Source organism: Armatimonas sp. (genome assembly GCF_031410135.1).
Lineage (GTDB): Bacteria > Armatimonadota > Armatimonadia > Armatimonadales > Armatimonadaceae > Armatimonas.
The window spans coordinates 1-13,929 of record NZ_JANNYP010000312.1 but is presented as its reverse complement, the minus strand read 5'-3'; the positions used below and the strand labels follow the sequence as shown (position 1 = coordinate 13,929).

15 protein-coding genes are annotated in these 13,929 nt (G+C 58.8%); 3 read left to right on the top strand and 12 right to left on the bottom strand.

The features are described 5' to 3' along the window. The 6 genes from RMO15_RS11265 to trmFO form a co-directional block, all read right to left on the bottom strand. Positions 1 to 473, bottom strand: a 473-nt coding sequence (locus tag RMO15_RS11265; RefSeq protein ID WP_309712123.1) for a hypothetical protein, incomplete at its 3' end; no start/stop codon positions are given. A 25-nt stretch (positions 474 to 498) separates the two neighbouring features. Further along, positions 499 to 1,269 (bottom strand): ATP-grasp domain-containing protein, encoded by a 771-nt coding sequence (locus RMO15_RS11260; RefSeq protein WP_309712121.1) that lies wholly within the window; start codon positions 1,267 to 1,269, stop codon positions 499 to 501. Between the two features lie 5 nt (positions 1,270 to 1,274). Next, positions 1,275 to 2,321 carry a PDDEXK nuclease domain-containing protein gene (locus RMO15_RS11255; protein ID WP_309712117.1) on the bottom strand — a complete coding sequence of 349 codons (1,047 nt, stop codon included), beginning with the start codon at positions 2,319 to 2,321 and terminating at the stop codon, positions 1,275 to 1,277. Positions 2,322 to 2,325: 4 nt separating this feature from the next. Then, positions 2,326 to 3,096, bottom strand: coding sequence for a tRNA(His) guanylyltransferase Thg1 family protein (locus RMO15_RS11250; RefSeq protein WP_309712113.1), 771 nt, complete (start codon positions 3,094 to 3,096; stop codon positions 2,326 to 2,328). A 34-nt stretch (positions 3,097 to 3,130) separates the two neighbouring features. Then, positions 3,131 to 4,273: a serine hydrolase domain-containing protein gene (locus RMO15_RS11245; RefSeq protein ID WP_309712110.1), complete on the bottom strand. Its 1,143-nt coding sequence runs from the start codon at positions 4,271 to 4,273 to the stop codon at positions 3,131 to 3,133. Then, positions 4,274 to 5,605 carry a methylenetetrahydrofolate--tRNA-(uracil(54)-C(5))-methyltransferase (FADH(2)-oxidizing) TrmFO gene (gene trmFO / locus RMO15_RS11240; RefSeq protein ID WP_309712107.1) on the bottom strand — a complete coding sequence of 444 codons (1,332 nt, stop codon included), beginning with the start codon at positions 5,603 to 5,605 and terminating at the stop codon, positions 4,274 to 4,276. 55 nt (positions 5,606 to 5,660) lie between these two features. Between trmFO and RMO15_RS11235 the strand changes: the two genes are divergently transcribed. Continuing rightward, positions 5,661 to 6,881 carry a hypothetical protein gene (locus RMO15_RS11235; RefSeq protein ID WP_309712104.1) on the top strand — a complete coding sequence of 407 codons (1,221 nt, stop codon included), beginning with the start codon at positions 5,661 to 5,663 and terminating at the stop codon, positions 6,879 to 6,881. Positions 6,882 to 6,931: 50 nt separating this feature from the next. Here RMO15_RS11235 and RMO15_RS11230 read toward each other — a convergent pair whose 3' ends face one another. From RMO15_RS11230 to RMO15_RS11220, 3 genes are read right to left on the bottom strand one after another with little or no spacing between them, the layout of a single operon-like run. Beyond that, positions 6,932 to 7,624: a hypothetical protein gene (locus tag RMO15_RS11230; protein ID WP_309712101.1), complete on the bottom strand. Its 693-nt coding sequence runs from the start codon at positions 7,622 to 7,624 to the stop codon at positions 6,932 to 6,934. Further along, on the bottom strand, positions 7,624 to 8,100 hold the full coding sequence (locus tag RMO15_RS11225) for a VOC family protein (RefSeq protein ID WP_309712098.1): 477 nt from the start codon (positions 8,098 to 8,100) through the stop codon (positions 7,624 to 7,626). The genes RMO15_RS11230 and RMO15_RS11225 overlap by 1 nt, the downstream gene beginning before the upstream one ends. After that, positions 8,100 to 8,696 carry a hypothetical protein gene (locus RMO15_RS11220; RefSeq protein WP_309712095.1) on the bottom strand — a complete coding sequence of 199 codons (597 nt, stop codon included), beginning with the start codon at positions 8,694 to 8,696 and terminating at the stop codon, positions 8,100 to 8,102. Before RMO15_RS11220 ends, RMO15_RS11225 begins: the two co-directional genes overlap by 1 nt. Positions 8,697 to 8,814: 118 nt before the next feature. On the opposite strand from RMO15_RS11220, the gene RMO15_RS11215 reads away from it, so the two are divergent. Continuing rightward, on the top strand, positions 8,815 to 9,876 hold the full coding sequence (locus tag RMO15_RS11215; RefSeq protein ID WP_309712091.1) for a zinc-binding dehydrogenase: 1,062 nt from the start codon (positions 8,815 to 8,817) through the stop codon (positions 9,874 to 9,876). Positions 9,877 to 9,930: 54 nt separating this feature from the next. After that, positions 9,931 to 10,728 (top strand): SDR family oxidoreductase, encoded by a 798-nt coding sequence (locus RMO15_RS11210; RefSeq protein WP_309712088.1) that lies wholly within the window; start codon positions 9,931 to 9,933, stop codon positions 10,726 to 10,728. Positions 10,729 to 10,739: 11 nt separating this feature from the next. Here the strand turns inward: RMO15_RS11210 and RMO15_RS11205 are convergent, their stop codons facing one another. The 3 genes from RMO15_RS11205 to RMO15_RS11195 form a co-directional block, all read right to left on the bottom strand. Continuing rightward, positions 10,740 to 11,753 carry a DPP IV N-terminal domain-containing protein gene (locus RMO15_RS11205; RefSeq protein ID WP_309712085.1) on the bottom strand — a complete coding sequence of 338 codons (1,014 nt, stop codon included), beginning with the start codon at positions 11,751 to 11,753 and terminating at the stop codon, positions 10,740 to 10,742. Between the two features lie 72 nt (positions 11,754 to 11,825). Beyond that, positions 11,826 to 13,505, bottom strand: coding sequence for a glycosyltransferase family 39 protein (locus RMO15_RS11200; RefSeq protein WP_309712082.1), 1,680 nt, complete (start codon positions 13,503 to 13,505; stop codon positions 11,826 to 11,828). Positions 13,506 to 13,515: 10 nt separating this feature from the next. Beyond that, positions 13,516 to 13,929 (bottom strand): hypothetical protein (locus RMO15_RS11195; RefSeq protein WP_309712079.1); only part of this gene is annotated, 414 nt, incomplete at its 5' end.

The window sequence follows — 13,929 nt, the reverse complement described above, 5'->3', positions numbered from 1 at the left end:
GCATCATAGAAGGCAGAGGGGGGAAGATACCAGTCTTGCCCCTGTATTCGAAACCAAAGGAACTCCCCATGAATTTTTTCAAGATGCTCAAGAGTGTTCCATTCATTCAGGTGCTGTGATCCCGTGAGCCGAACGCGAATTCCTTCTTGCTCCAAGGTCATGGTGTAGCTTTCGGTAACGGGATACTGTAGCAGCCCCTCACGGATCTGCTGGTTTATAGTACGGTGCATGTAGACTTTAAGATACACACTGGCCACCACAAACCCCAGCCCGCCTAGCACCAACAAGACTCCCAACAACTCTAGCCAGCTTGTCAACATCCGCATCCCAATGATCAGGCCAAAGATGACACCAGCCACAGCTCCGATAGTCTTAACCTGCCGACACTGATCTCGATAAGTCGCCCCCTCAACATAAGAGCGGTACCAAACCTTCCAGTCTTCTTCTGTCCAGCGCCACGTGATGGTATTCATTTGCTGATCCAGTGTACACCAGCTTTTACTCCAGAAGCGCGGCGGGTCGTAGCCAAGCGCTTTGAGTGTCGCCGGGAACCGTGGCCAGCGAGAGGGCGATAAGAGTCTGTTTTGGGTCGCAGCCATAAAGCCCGCTGGCCCATGCGGGATTGGCCTCGACCACCGCCCAGCCCTTGCCCGCGATCTTGCCAATGTCCAAAACCACCACGGGCGGCAAGAGCGGCTCGATCTCCGGTAACAGCGCCTTCGTGAAGCTCCGCAGCTCGCCTAGCTCCTCGGATCGCGCTACAAAGTCCAGCTTACCGTTGCGGAAGTACGGCGAGCGCGTCACGATCTTGCCTTCACGGACAAAGAGCCGCCACTCGACCTCCCAGCGCACCGGCTCCGAGAGCAAGACAGGAGTCGTCCCAGGGACAGCTTCCTCGTCGGGAAGCGCTGCACCGCTGGCGTAGACCATCGCGGGAAATGATTTATCGGCGGCGGGCTTGGCAAAGACCGGGCCAGCCTCCCAGAGCCGCGCGTCGGCCAGTGTGGTAAGCGAGACACTGCGCTTGCGCCATTCTTCCGGCAGGCGCACCAGAAAATCGTCGGAGGGCTCTAAAAGCCGCACCCCGAGCTGCGCGGCGACGATGTCGCAAAACAATGGATCGCCATAGACCACGGGCACAGTCGCCTGGAAGCCGTCGGGGAGCTGGTAGCGCACGGGAGCAAATGCCCATCCCAGCGCGGAGGCGGCACCACTAAGAGCCTTGATATCCGGGTTGCTTGCCCGATCCGGGACAATCAGCGTTGTCATAACCGCTACTCTTCCTCCTCGCGAAAGGGCACGGAGGCGGCTTCGGACTCCAGTTCTGCAATCGTCGGGAGAGCACACTGTAAGCTCTCCGGAAGCGAGCGGGTGAGAAGCTCGGTCAGATGCGTTGAAACGCCGATCGGCTTGTTCATGTCCCGAAGCGCGTACTCAGCAACCATAGTGTTCTTCGTTTTGCAAAGGATCACCCCAATCGAGGACGCATCGCCAGGATGGCGCAGGAGGTCATCAACCGCAGAGAGATAGAAATTCATCTTCCCTGCAAACTCTGGCTCGAAGGCACGCATCTTCAGATCAATCACGATAAAGCAGCGCAGTTTTAAGTGATAAAAGAGCAAGTCAATCCGAAAATCCTGATCACCCACACTCAATTCGTACTGGCTCCCAACAAAGGCGAAGCCCTGACCCAACTCCAGCAGAAACTCACGGATATGCACCAGCAGCCCTGCCTCAAGATGCCGCTCCTGCGCATCGGGGGCAAGCGTAAGGAAGTCGAAACTATACGGATCCTTGAGTAGTGCCTGCGCCAAATCCGACTGCGGAGCGGGAAGCGTACTCGCAAAGTTGGTGACCGCCCTCCCCTGCCGCTCATGCAGCAGTGTCTCGATCTGATGCACCAGTACCGGCTGGCTCCAGCCATTCTCAACAGCTTTCTGCGCATACCAAAGCCTCAGCTCAGGGTCTTTGAGCTTGTCCAGCAGGGCAATATTTTGTCGCCACGGCAATTGTCCAACGACCCGTTGGACAATTGCTTCGTCCGGCCAAGCGGCAGCAAAAGCGCGCATATACAACAAACTCGTTCGCGAGAAGCCCTGCATCTCTGGGAACGATGCTTTCAGGTCGCGGGAGAGGCGGTCGATGACCTTGCTACCCCAGCCTTCCACCTGCTGCTTCTGGAGAATGTCGTTGCCAATGCTCCAGTACAGACGAACCAGCTCAGTGTTGACCGCCACAGCGGCGCGAACCTGCGCGGTGCTCACGCGCTCCTTGATCGCTTTTAGGAGCGCATCGTAGCCAATGGAAAGAAGCTCTGCCATAGGCTCAGTGTACCGGAATGCGCTCCTTCAGCCACGGGCGATCACGCGTGAAAACGGGTGGCTCAACCGATACCCAAGCGCTCCGCAAGGCCAGCGTGGTCTGCTCCTCGCCGGTGCGCTTGTGGGTGTAGATCACGCTCTGCTCACTCGTCTGGCGCTCGATTACCCGCCCGCGCTTGAAGCCAATGGGCAAGTCGTTGAAGTTGATGTCTTTCTCCGAAAAGAGCCGCTCCTGCATCGCATCGGTGGAGAGGCCTTGAAGCGACGCGTGCGAGAAGTGGGCGTGTGCCGTCATCGAGATAGCGTTCTTGGTCGCGTCCTGCTGCCGCCAGATAAAGTAGTTCTCGACTTCAATTGGCATCGGGATCGTCCAGACCCGCGCATCAAAAACGGCTAATTTATCTTTGACACCACGGGCAAAGCGAGCGGCGTTGAAGTGCGCGGTGACAATGCTGGCGGAGATCGAGGCTAGCTTCTGCAAGTTGCCATCGAACCACGCCTCCGTGCCTGTGTCGGCAAAGTCTGTGAGCAGAATACTGATTTCGTCACTCTGGACATAGCCGAGCACGGCCCCCTGCGCTTCTTTGCACAGCGCAGCGGCGGCAGTGTCCATGTCGGCCATGAGTCCTAGGTCGTAGGGCCGGTCGCAGCCGCGCGTGTAGGTGTGGAACGCCTTACCGTCAATGCGTAGCAACGTGTAGGTGCGGCGCGGGAGCAGAAAGCGCGTGCGGCTCTCGTAGTCGCGCTTCATGCGGTCGCCCAGATCGTCTTTCATCGTGAGAGCTTTATCGGTAACCAAGCAGCAGGTGCTAAAGGAGTGCCTCATAGACGGCTTCACGCATCTCTTGGGAGAGAGTCGTGGTGCCAGAGAGCTGGCTCCAGACCATCGCGATCAGCTCTTGTTTGGGATCTACGAAGAAGTAGGTGTTGCCGCCACCTGCCCAGCCAAATGTTCCCACGGAACCGGGTTGTTTTGTTGCCGCAACATCAACGCACACCTGCACCCCGAACCCAAATCCCATGCCGGGACGAAACGGAGCGGGGAGCTGATTTTTCGTCATCTCCGCGACCGTCTCGCGCTTTAGGAGGCGCGTCTTTCCCAGCGCCCCGCCGTTTAGCAACATCTGACAGAAGCGCAGGTAGTCCGGCAGCGTCGAAAAAGCCCCGCCACCGCCCGAGTGAAACGAAACCGGCTTCTGGTAGATCGTGGTCTCGATGCTTCCGCCCCAGGGCACCAGCGCCCCCGCTTCCGTGCGTGAGTAGATCGCGGCAAGCCGGTCAAATTTCTCGGCGGGAAGCTCAAAGCCCGTGTCGGGCATACGGAGAGGCGCACAGATGCGCCGCGTGCAGAACTCGCCCAGCGACTGGCCCGAGAGCACCTCGACAAGATGCCCCAGCACATCGGTGGCAAGGCTGTAGTACCACTGCGAGCCGGGCTGGTAGCGAAGCGGAAGCTTCGCCAGCTTCTTGATCATCTCCTTGAGCGTCCCCTTGCGGTTGAGGATATTGGCCTTCTGGTAGAGCGCATCCACCGGATGGCTCGCGCTGTAGCCGTAGGTCAGCCCTGAGGTATGTCGTAGCAGATCCCGAATCGTCATGGGACGCTCTTGCGCCCTCCAAGGCCCGCTCTCGGCGTAGACCTTCATCTCGCCTAAGGTCGGCAGGAACTTGCCCACGGGATCGTCCAGGCCGAAGCGCTTCTCTTCGTAGAGCAGAAGCGCCGCCACGCACGTCAGCGGCTTGCTGATCGAGTAGATACGAAAGATCGTGTCCTCGGTGAGTGCCGCGCCGCTCTCTAAGTTGCGCTTCCCGTAGCAGGCAAAGTGTGCAAGCTTGCCCTTCCGCGCAATCAGAGTCGCCAGTCCCGCCACGTGCTTCTGGTCGACGTGCGCCTGCATGGTTGCCTGGAGCCGTGCCAGCCGCGCCGAAGAAAGCCCCGCCTGTGCTCCCACTTATTTTTCTAATCCCGCTGCCGCCAGCGCCGCCGCGAAGTCCTGCTGTCCACGGGCTCCCATAGCACGACCGCGCTCTTTCTTGTCTCGTATGCGATCCCCGTCTAGGACGGGCATCATGCCCCAGTTGGCGTTCATGGGGGCGAAGTCCTTACCCTCGTAGTTGGCGACGTAGTGCGTGAGGCAGCCCAGCGAGGTGGTTTGCGGGAAGACAATCGGCGTTTCGAGCGTGGCGTTAAGCCCGGCGATCAGGCCCATCGCGGCGGACTCCAAGTAGCCCTCCACCCCGACGATCTGCCCCGCAAAGCGAATCCGCGGGTCGGTTTTCAGAGCAAGCGTAGCGTCGAGCAAGCTCGGGGAGTGGATGTAGGTGTTGCGGTGCATGACCCCAAAGCGCACAAACTCGGCGTTCTCCAAGCCGGGGATGAGCTGGAGGACTTTCTTCTGCGCGCCCCACTTCATGCGGGTCTGGAAGCCGACCAGGTTATAGAGCGTCCCCGCCTTGTTCTCCTGCCGTAGCTGCACCACGGCCCACGGACGACGCCCGGTGCGCGGGTCTTCTAGTCCAACGGGCTTGAGCGGGCCAAACGAGAGTGTGCGCTCGCCGCGCCGCGCGAGCTCTTCGACCGGCAGACACGCCTCGAAATATTTTATATCCTCAAAGTCATGTACGGGCGCAAGCTCCGCCTCCATGATGGCCTGCCAGAGCGCGGTGTACTCTTCTTTGTTCATCGGGCAGTTCAGATACGCGGCATCGTCCGAAGTATCGGCTTCGAGCCCCTTACCCCGCCGCGACGCCCGAAAGACTTTTGAGTAGTCAATCGTGCTGGCATCCACAATCGGCGCGACCGCATCGTAGAAATACAGATCGTAGCGCCCGGTGAGCTCCCCGATCTGCGCCGCGAGCGCATCGCTGGTGAGCGGGCCGCTGGCGATAATGACTTTCCCCTCCGCAGGAATCTCCGTGGCTTCGTCGCGGACGAACTCGATATTCGGGTGCGCCAAAAGTCGCTCGGTCACCAGCTCCGAGAACGCCTCGCGGTCTACGGCCAGTGCCTCGCCCGCGGGAACCGACGTCGCATCAGCGCAGCTCACAATCAGGCTGTCCAGCTTGCGCATCTCGTCTTTGAGCAAGCCGCTCGCGTTCGAAAGGTGATTGCTCTTAAACGAGTTCGAGCAGACAATCTCCGCCGCCTTATCGCTCTGGTGCGCCGGAGTGAGCTTCTTAGGCCGCATCTCGATCAGCCGAACCTTCGCCCCGCGCTGCGCCGCCTGCCACGCCGCCTCGCTCCCCGCCATCCCCGCTCCGATTACTGTAACATCAAAAGACATGACTCTATTCTATCCTGACACTGAAGCAAGAAAGCCATGCGATACTCTGAGAAGTATGGACTTACTCTGCTCCGCTGATCAGACCGTCACCATTGACTTTGTTTCTTACGGAGATGGGGGGCACTATCACTATCTCCTGACTTACCTGCCCAAACCACAACCACATCTGACAGTAAGCACTACTGGAAAGACGTTTTTACAACCACCCGAACCGCACCTTCCGCTGGCAATACCAACCCCGACTCCGATTCTCCTTGCCGAAGTACTCTTGACACGAAACCAGCTACAGCGACTAGTGAACCTGATCCGCTACTATCGCCTACCCCATAAGGGCTGGAGCACGCAGATTACCTCGGTCGCCCTTGCTTGGACAAAATCAGGGCGAATACTTGGCTCAGAGTACCATAAGGACGAGAGTGGGCAGGATAGCTTCCTTATCGATGCCGATCTACACGACCTACGAGCACTAAAACGAACCGGTGGCCGCTGGGCGACATTGCTGGAGATGCCCGTCTTGAGCCTCCTTCGTGTTGCGGAGCAGGCAGAGGCGGCGTACAAGAAAGGCCAAAAGCGTGTGTGGCTTCGTGAGCCCCGGCGTGAGGAAACCTGGGCGGCAAAAGAGCTTTCCTACCATCGTCAGACAGTGCAGAATCAAGCCAGTGCCGAGAAAATTGCTCGTGGCCTACCTGGAATTGCAGCTCTCAGTGCCCATTATCAGCTCTCGGATTTTGACCACGGCAACTATATGTTTCTGGAGTCTCTCTCGAAAGAGGGAGACGCACTTTCTATGACCCTCAAGCCACGCCGACTTGCACGTATTGACCAATTTGACTGGTACATTCCCCTTGAACATGGAAAACTCAAGCTCACCGGCGAGGCATTTGTGCGGCAGGCACGACGGCTCAACGACTGTGTCGCCTCTCTCGATTGGCTAGACGGGTGGAAACAGGCAGCACCGGGGCGGACGATAGAAGCGACGCTCTATGGAGAGAGCTTTATCGAGCTGGATACTATATCCGGTGATCCATATGCTCTTTGGAAAACAGCTGGGCTTCCGGGTAGTCCGTTCGCCGTTCTCACTATGCGACGCGCGGATTATACCTATCTAAGTCTGGCTGTTGCGCCCCAGGAACGGCGGACTTTGGTCGTGCTTCACATGCTACCGCGCTCGGAAAAAGAAATGACGGCACACCCGCTGGACTCTTTTGGGAAAGCAAAAGCCACTGGCGGAACCGTCCGTGAGCCTTTCCTTCTGGATGCTCAGGGACATTCCTGACACGCGCTACCGTTGTAGCGCGAGCGGCGCTTCACTATTCATTCAGGGGATCAGAAGTCGTCGGGGTTGGCGCGTCTGACGCGAACGAAGAACTCCTGCTTGTCGTGGAGTACCATGGTCGCCGGGAAGATAATTTTGGTGTTGACTCCTACAGTAACAGTCTGCGTCCCTAGGGAGATAAGCCGATCCTTTGGTTTTTGTTCCACCACCAAAACAATATCGAGAGAAGCAGTCTTCTCATCGGGACTGAAGTGCGGTGTGATTCGCCATCTGTAGAAAGATATTTCGCTCGCTGATCGGCCAGGCAGTGGACATAGGGAAACAGATATCGGCTCAGAGAGAGAAAACGCAGCAGTTGCATCTTTTTCAATAGCAATGATAATGCCTCCATCAAGCGCGTTCTTGCCTTTCATTTGTAGCCTCACCTCGGAAAAAACGGGGATTGTTTTCTTGACTGGAATGGGCTCGGGCTCAGGCACCACATCAAATCGCGTGAGAAGCGGCTTCAGATCCGCATGCCCCGTCGAGGTCGCAGCGACGGTGATCTTCCCCTTCGCGTTGTCGTATTGGATCGTTTGGACACCTTTGGGGCGAAGCGTCTCTGGCGAAGACTTATCTATCATGTAGAGAAAATAGACCGGCGAGACATGGAGCAGTTCATAGGTCACTCGGACAATGCCTTGCTCTTTTTCGGCGACGGCCTGCATCAGGAAAGTCAGGGCAGGAGGCGTTATCAGTAGCATTATTTTCCTTCTCCGTAGCTACCCCAGGACTGGAGCTCAATGATATTTCCTTCGGGGTCGGTGACGTAACACCAGGTGACGTGTGCACCGGTTGCCGTGGTCAGGGTGACGATCTCACCGACGGGCGTGCCGCCATTGGCGAGTACGTCGCGCTGGGCATCGGTAACAGACGCAACCTCGAAGGCAATATGTCCAAAGCCGGGGCGGTTTACTTTTGGCGCGGGGCCGTTTTCTTCTGGGGTGTAGCTATAGATCTCTAGCGTCGGGCCAGAGTCGTCGTCGTAGCCGGGGAGGCGCAGGTGGACGCCGCGTAGCGTTGCGTTTGGCACGCCCGTTCCGGCGTCTAGCGCTGGCCCGGAGTAGTCGCGCTCGGGGGGCACAGGGATACAGCCAAAGAGTGTCTCGTAGAATGCCGCCAGCCTGCGCCAGTCGCGGGCGATGAGATTGGTGTGGACGTAGCGCACTCCGCGGATCATCAGAGCGCCTTCGGTGCCGTCTTGAGCAGAGTCGCAGTCAGGAAGAGCAGGCCATCGGGAAGGGTGATTCGGGTTTCCTGACCAAGTGCTCCCTTCTTTGTCAAAGGCGCGTTCTTGGGATTGGGTAGCTTCTGCGGCTCTCCGACCTCTCGGAGAATCTCAAACGAGACCGACTTACCGTCCTCGTCGAGATGTGGGATGATCACCAAGCTACGAGCCAGGGCATCTTCTCCCAGAGTCACACGGGCTTTCTGAGTGTCGGCAGTGCGCAGGCGCAGGTAGATCACATTCTCGCCTTCCTGCACAAACTGCACCTTCAGCTCTAGGACGGCTGGTTTCACATCAATCAGACGCAGAAGCGCCTTGAGCTCCGCCACTGCCTCGTCGGTGCCCTGGAGAATCAGGGTGTTATCCGCATCACTAGACAAGAGACGATGTAGCCCGGCAGGCTTGCGGCTCTTCTGTTTCCCGTCCCCTTCGATCTGCTTCACCGCTGCCGAGGGCGTTATGTGACGAAGCTCGATCTTGATAAAACGCAGTTTTTCCTGTGGAGGGGCTTGCTGAACAAACGCGGGCAATGGGGCGATGAGTAACATTTTTGATTCTCCACTCTCTTCGATCCTTTTTTTGGCTCAGGCTTCACGTTTCCGCATCAAAGTCGCAAAAACCTCCCCTGTAGTCATTCCACGGTTGGGCCAATAATAGTGGATAGTCATGAAAGCCGCCGTCTACACAGGAATGCCCACACCCGGCCAAAAAAGCACCACGGTCGAGGTGAGGGATGTCCCAGAACCAATCCCTAAAGACGGCGAACTTCTGCTCGAAATCGAGGCTTGTACGGTCTGTGGCACGGACTTACGGACGTTTCGGCATGGCGATCCCAAGATTCAAGCGCCACGCATTCTGGGCCATGAGCTCTGTGCACGGGTAATCGAGAGCCGCGCTCCCGAGGCAAATGTAAAGGTCGGGGACCGTGTTGCGATGTATACCGTGCTGGTGGAGAGTGCGGATCGTGGTACAGAGCGAGGACGGGAGAACCTGGCGATGAACCGTCCTACACTCAGCTATCACTACGATGGTGCCTTTGCCCGGCGGATGGTCGTTCCAGCGCTTGGAGTAAAAAATCAGTGCCTCTTCCCCGTTACCCGTGAGACGCTGCCAGAGCACTTAGCCCTCGCGGAGCCACTGGGCTGCTGCCTCAACGCCCACTCCCGCCTCCGGATTGACCTCAGTGACACGGTGGTGGTGATCGGGGCAGGCCCACTGGGGATCATGCACGCCTGCCTCGCACGCCTGCACGGTGCCCGAAAGATCTTTGTGATAGATACCAACCCGACACGCCTGGCACTGGCAGAGCGCTTCGACATTGACGGCGCGATTCTCTCAGAAAGCACGGCAGCCCACCGTGAGGAGCTACGTCGCCTCACCGAGGGCCACGGAGCCGATGTCGTGATTGTGGCCACCAGTAGCAGTATCGCGCAGAACGATGCCCTCGATATTGCTGCCAAGGCAGGACGAGTTAGCTTCTTTGCCGAGCTTCCTAAAACCGCTCCCACCGCCGCGCTCAATGTCAACCACATTCACTACAAAGAGCTAGAGATCACCGGTAGCTACTCCGAGAAGAAATCCGACTTTCAGGCGGCGTTTGCGCTCCTACACTCAGGCCGCTTCCCCGCCGAGAAGCTCATCACCCACCGCCTGCCACTAGAGCAGCTCCACGATGCCTTCCCACTGATGGAATCTGGCGAGGCCCTCAAGATCTGTATCGCTCCCTAGCCTTTCCTCGCTTCCCAGGCAGGAAAACACCGTCTACAACGCGAAACGGCCTGTATGGAAACAATGGACTTAACGGGCAAGGTGGCGCTGGTGACGGGTTCGGGGCGGGGTTTAGGCCACACGATGGCAACGCGGCTAGCCGCACAGGGAGCGATTGTCGCAATTCACGATATCTCACGCGAGGCTCCCGCAGAGTTTGGTGAGCACGCGAACTTAGATGCCTCCGCCATCGCCGCCGGCGCAAAGCTGGGCGTGATCGGCGATGTCTCCAACCTCGCCGATGTGACACGCTTTATCCGTGAGATTGAGGACAAGCTCGGCCCGATTGATATCTTGGTCAACGCGGCGGGCGGCGATATTGCGGCGGCAGGTGGCAAGCCCCAGCCCAACGATGCTCTTGGGGTGAAGCTCGAAGACATTCAGGCAATGCTGAGTCGCAATCTCGTGGGGACGATCTTACTGTGCCAGGCGGTGGGCAATAAAATGGCCGAGCGTAAGAGCGGCGCGATTGTCAATATCGCCTCAATCGCGGCCCATGTGGGCCGCGACGATGGGGTGATCTACGCGGTGGCAAAAGCTGGAATTGTCGAGTACACGCGCTGCCTGGCCTACCAGCTTCGCCCTCATGCGGTGCGCGTAAATGCGATCAGCCCCGGCCCCACGCGAACGGCGCGCTTCGATGCCACACGCCCCCTCGATCCCGCCATGACCGTCACCGAGGGGACACTGGATCGCTATGGCCTCCCGGAAGAAGTCGCCGATGGAGTGATATTCCTGTGCTCCCCGGCGGCTCGCTTCATCTCCGGGCAAGTGCTGCGCGTGGACGGCGGCCTACAGCTCTTTGCCGCTTAAGTGTTAAGCGGCTACTTCACGGCCCAGCGCGGGTCGCTGCTACTTCCGGGGGCGGAGACGAGGAGCTTACTATCACTACCATCGGTGTCCATTCGGAAGAGCTGAAATCCTTCGCTACGGCCACTCATGTACAAAATGTACTTGCTATCCGGGGAGTACGAGGGATTGTAGTCCGGCCAGACCCCGTTGGTCAGGCGCTTGACATCGGTACCGTCTGCATCCATCACATAGATCTGGTAGCTACCGTTGCGGCTACTCTCAAAGACAATCGTCTTGCCGTTTGAGGCGAACGAGGGGTTCTTGTTGGAGCCTGCGCTCTTGGTCAGCGCCGTCAGATTGCTCCCATCGGTACGGACGGAGAAAAGCTGGGCACTCTCGCCCTCACCACGGGCAAAGACAATCGTCTTGCCATCCGGGGAGAACGCGGGGTTAAAGTCGCGCTGGGTGCTGTCGCGCGTGACGCGTGTCACACCGCTACCATCCGCGTTCATCGTGTAGAGCTGGAGGTTGCCGGTCGTCGCTATCGTGTCTCGATTGCTCTCAAAGACGATCTTCTTGCCGTCCCGCGAAAACGACGGCCCCGAGTCTGCCCAAAGACCATTGGTCAGTCGCGTGGGGTTGCTCCCATCTGCGTTGATCGTGTAGAGCTGCCCATCGGCACCATCGCGGGTGCTGGCAAAGATAATCTTCTTGCCATCGGGCGAGAACGCAGGGCGGTAGTCGTACCAGTCGCCGTTGGTCAGCCGCGTCACCACCACCCCATCGGCACTGGTGAGATAGAGTTGGAAGCGCCCCGTACTGCTGTTAACAAACACCACCTGCCCCGTGAGAGCGCTACTGCTACCCCCACCAACACTGCCTCCCCCGACACTGCCTCCCCCAACGCTCCCCCCTCCCGTCGTACCAGAGCCTCCCCAGAGCCCCCCAATACCGGGTTGGATACCACCACCACAGCCACTCAGAAAATTCGCGCCCCAAAAGGCGAGAGTAAGAACAAGATGTTTAGAGAATTGTCTACGCTTCATTGATTTAAACCTTAATAAAATCTATATTTAGTAGGTTTATAATCAAGAATCGTACCACAGAGCAGAACACTGCTAAAATAAGACCTCGTAGAGTAACAAATCGTTGCCTGAATCGCGCCAGAGGGCAGGCTCTACCAGTAGCCCGTGGTTACGCACCCACTCCATCAGCGCTCCGTTGTGTCCAAAAGCTGTGTTCTGTGGCGGGAGAAGAAAAAAGCGAACTTCACCGCGTCGTACTCTCTGAGCCAGACTCTCAGGCGTGAGAATCGGGTCGCCGCCGGTGAAGCCGCCTAGGGCCATCACGGCCTCACCGGTTCGGAGAATCACCGGCGCAGCAGGGACGGTGCTCTGGACAGCGAGTAAGAACTTCTCGCCACGCCGCTCTTTTTTCAAAAACGCCAGTAGTTTGGGGCGATCGGCATCAGTGAGTTTTCCCTGCCAGAGCTGTGGTGTGGCAATGAGACTTGGATCGGGGCCACCTGTTGTCAAGCGCAGTGGCCCAGCGTAGACCAGTGGGGAGTTGCACCACGTAAAAGCAGCACTGGCGCACCAGGCCAGCGGCGCAAGAGAGAGAAGCACCGGCCAGCGCATCCCCAGCAGCACGAAAGGAGCCAGCCACAGCACCCAGCTCGGGTAGGCGCTAAGCAGCCAGACCTGCCAGAGTGCGGTGAGCCCCAAAAGCCATTTAGGCGCATTTTTCGCCCCGATCCCGACCAGCGCCGCCGTGGCAATCGCCAGCGGCGGCAAGTAATAGGGGTGAAAGACATCGCGTACATACGAGAAGCTCGCCAGATAGACCAGCATCCAGCCGCCCCAGACAATCACATCGGCGCGTGATTTTTTATCTTTTCCGAGCTGCCACAATCCCAGACAGGCCAGCGGGAGCCACCAGAAAAGCTGGTCGGCAAGCTCACGCTGGAAGAGCCGCAGCGGCCCCATCTGCACGTTGTAGAGCCCTGATTTAGGGGGCACGGGGGGACTCGGCGGCGGACCGATCAGCCGACGCACGCCATAGTGGACAAAGACCTGATAACGAGCCGAGTTGTCTTTGGAGGAGCCGATAAACGGGCGCTGCTCAGGTGGTGTGCTATCCACGGCGAGCATCCAGATCGAGGAGACCGCCAGCAACACGGGCAGCGTGAGGACAAGCTGGCCGATGCGTTTCTTGATGTCCCCCGGCCCACAGCTCAGATAGGCCAGGCCAAACGCCGGAACGATTGCAAAGGCGGCTCCGGCCTTCACGTGCACCCCGACGCCGATCAGTGCGGCGCAGAGCAACAGCCCGCGAAGCCGTCCCGTCTCCAAAGCGCCAAAGAGCGCCCAGGCGGCGCAAAGCAGTACAAAGGCCAGCAGGCTGTCTACCAGGTTGGTCTTGTCCGCGGCGACACAGATCGGGGTGAGGGCGAGCGCGAGGGCCGAGAGTAGCCCGGCGCTCTCGCCGCTACGCCGCGCGACTAATTTTCCCAGCAGCCAGACACTGCCTACACCTGCGAGCGCCTGCGGCAGGCAGAGCGCCAGATTCGAAAACCCCAGTAGCCAGCAGAAAACCGTCTGGAGCCAGAAGGCCAGCGGGGGCTTGTCTACTGTGAGAAAGCCCCCCGAGTCAAACGCGCCGTACCAGAAGCTGCTGCCGCCGCCGGTCATGGTGCGAACCCCAGCGGCAAAGTACGGGTCCACAAAGCCCCAGTGCCCCAGACCGCTCAGGCGGAGCGCCGCTGCCAGTGCCACCACACCCCACCAGAGCCTTCTCATAAAACGCGCCTCAATTTTTAGTGAGTACCCAGGCGCGGTAGTTGGCATTGAAGTCGTCAACCACAGCCCCACCCACGCCATAGACATTGCCTGCCGCGTCCACCCCGAGCGCCGCTGACCAGTCGAAGCCCTGATCGGCGAGATAGGTCGTGTGCAGATCAACAGCATTGTTGCCGTTGTCACGATCCCAGAGCGTGGCGTGGGCACCAATGGTAGCAACCTCTCTGGTAAGTGTGGTGAAGCTGCCACCACCGCGCACCCCGACCACGAAGCGCCCGTTGGTAGCGAAAGCCGTGCCCACTGCGCCTGGTGTCAGCTCGGTGAAGGCATTTCCTGCTGCCAGGTTCCAGAAGCCCGCCCGCCCCCTGGCGGCCCCGACCACAATATCACCAGAGATCCCTCGTGCGGTCGAGCTTGTGGCTCC

What these genes read in the sequence shown, in the direction of transcription:
- RMO15_RS11250 (WP_309712113.1), bottom strand. Translation starts at nt 3,096, where the DNA reads ATGAAAGACGATCTGGGCGACCGCATGAAGCGCGACTACGAGAGCCGC.
- RMO15_RS11220 (WP_309712095.1), bottom strand. Translation starts at nt 8,696, where the DNA reads ATGTTACTCATCGCCCCATTGCCCGCGTTTGTTCAGCAAGCCCCTCCA.
- RMO15_RS11255 (WP_309712117.1), bottom strand. Translation starts at nt 2,321, where the DNA reads ATGGCAGAGCTTCTTTCCATTGGCTACGATGCGCTCCTAAAAGCGATC.
- RMO15_RS11205 (WP_309712085.1), bottom strand. Translation starts at nt 11,753, where the DNA reads ATGAAGCGTAGACAATTCTCTAAACATCTTGTTCTTACTCTCGCCTTT.
- trmFO (WP_309712107.1), bottom strand. Translation starts at nt 5,605, where the DNA reads ATGTCTTTTGATGTTACAGTAATCGGAGCGGGGATGGCGGGGAGCGAG.
- RMO15_RS11225 (WP_309712098.1), bottom strand. Translation starts at nt 8,100, where the DNA reads ATGATCCGCGGAGTGCGCTACGTCCACACCAATCTCATCGCCCGCGAC.
- RMO15_RS11200 (WP_309712082.1), bottom strand. Translation starts at nt 13,505, where the DNA reads ATGAGAAGGCTCTGGTGGGGTGTGGTGGCACTGGCAGCGGCGCTCCGC.
- RMO15_RS11235 (WP_309712104.1), top strand. Translation starts at nt 5,661, where the DNA reads ATGGACTTACTCTGCTCCGCTGATCAGACCGTCACCATTGACTTTGTT.
- RMO15_RS11230 (WP_309712101.1), bottom strand. Translation starts at nt 7,624, where the DNA reads ATGCTACTGATAACGCCTCCTGCCCTGACTTTCCTGATGCAGGCCGTC.
- RMO15_RS11215 (WP_309712091.1), top strand. Translation starts at nt 8,815, where the DNA reads ATGAAAGCCGCCGTCTACACAGGAATGCCCACACCCGGCCAAAAAAGC.
- RMO15_RS11260 (WP_309712121.1), bottom strand. Translation starts at nt 1,269, where the DNA reads ATGACAACGCTGATTGTCCCGGATCGGGCAAGCAACCCGGATATCAAG.
- RMO15_RS11210 (WP_309712088.1), top strand. Translation starts at nt 9,931, where the DNA reads ATGGAAACAATGGACTTAACGGGCAAGGTGGCGCTGGTGACGGGTTCG.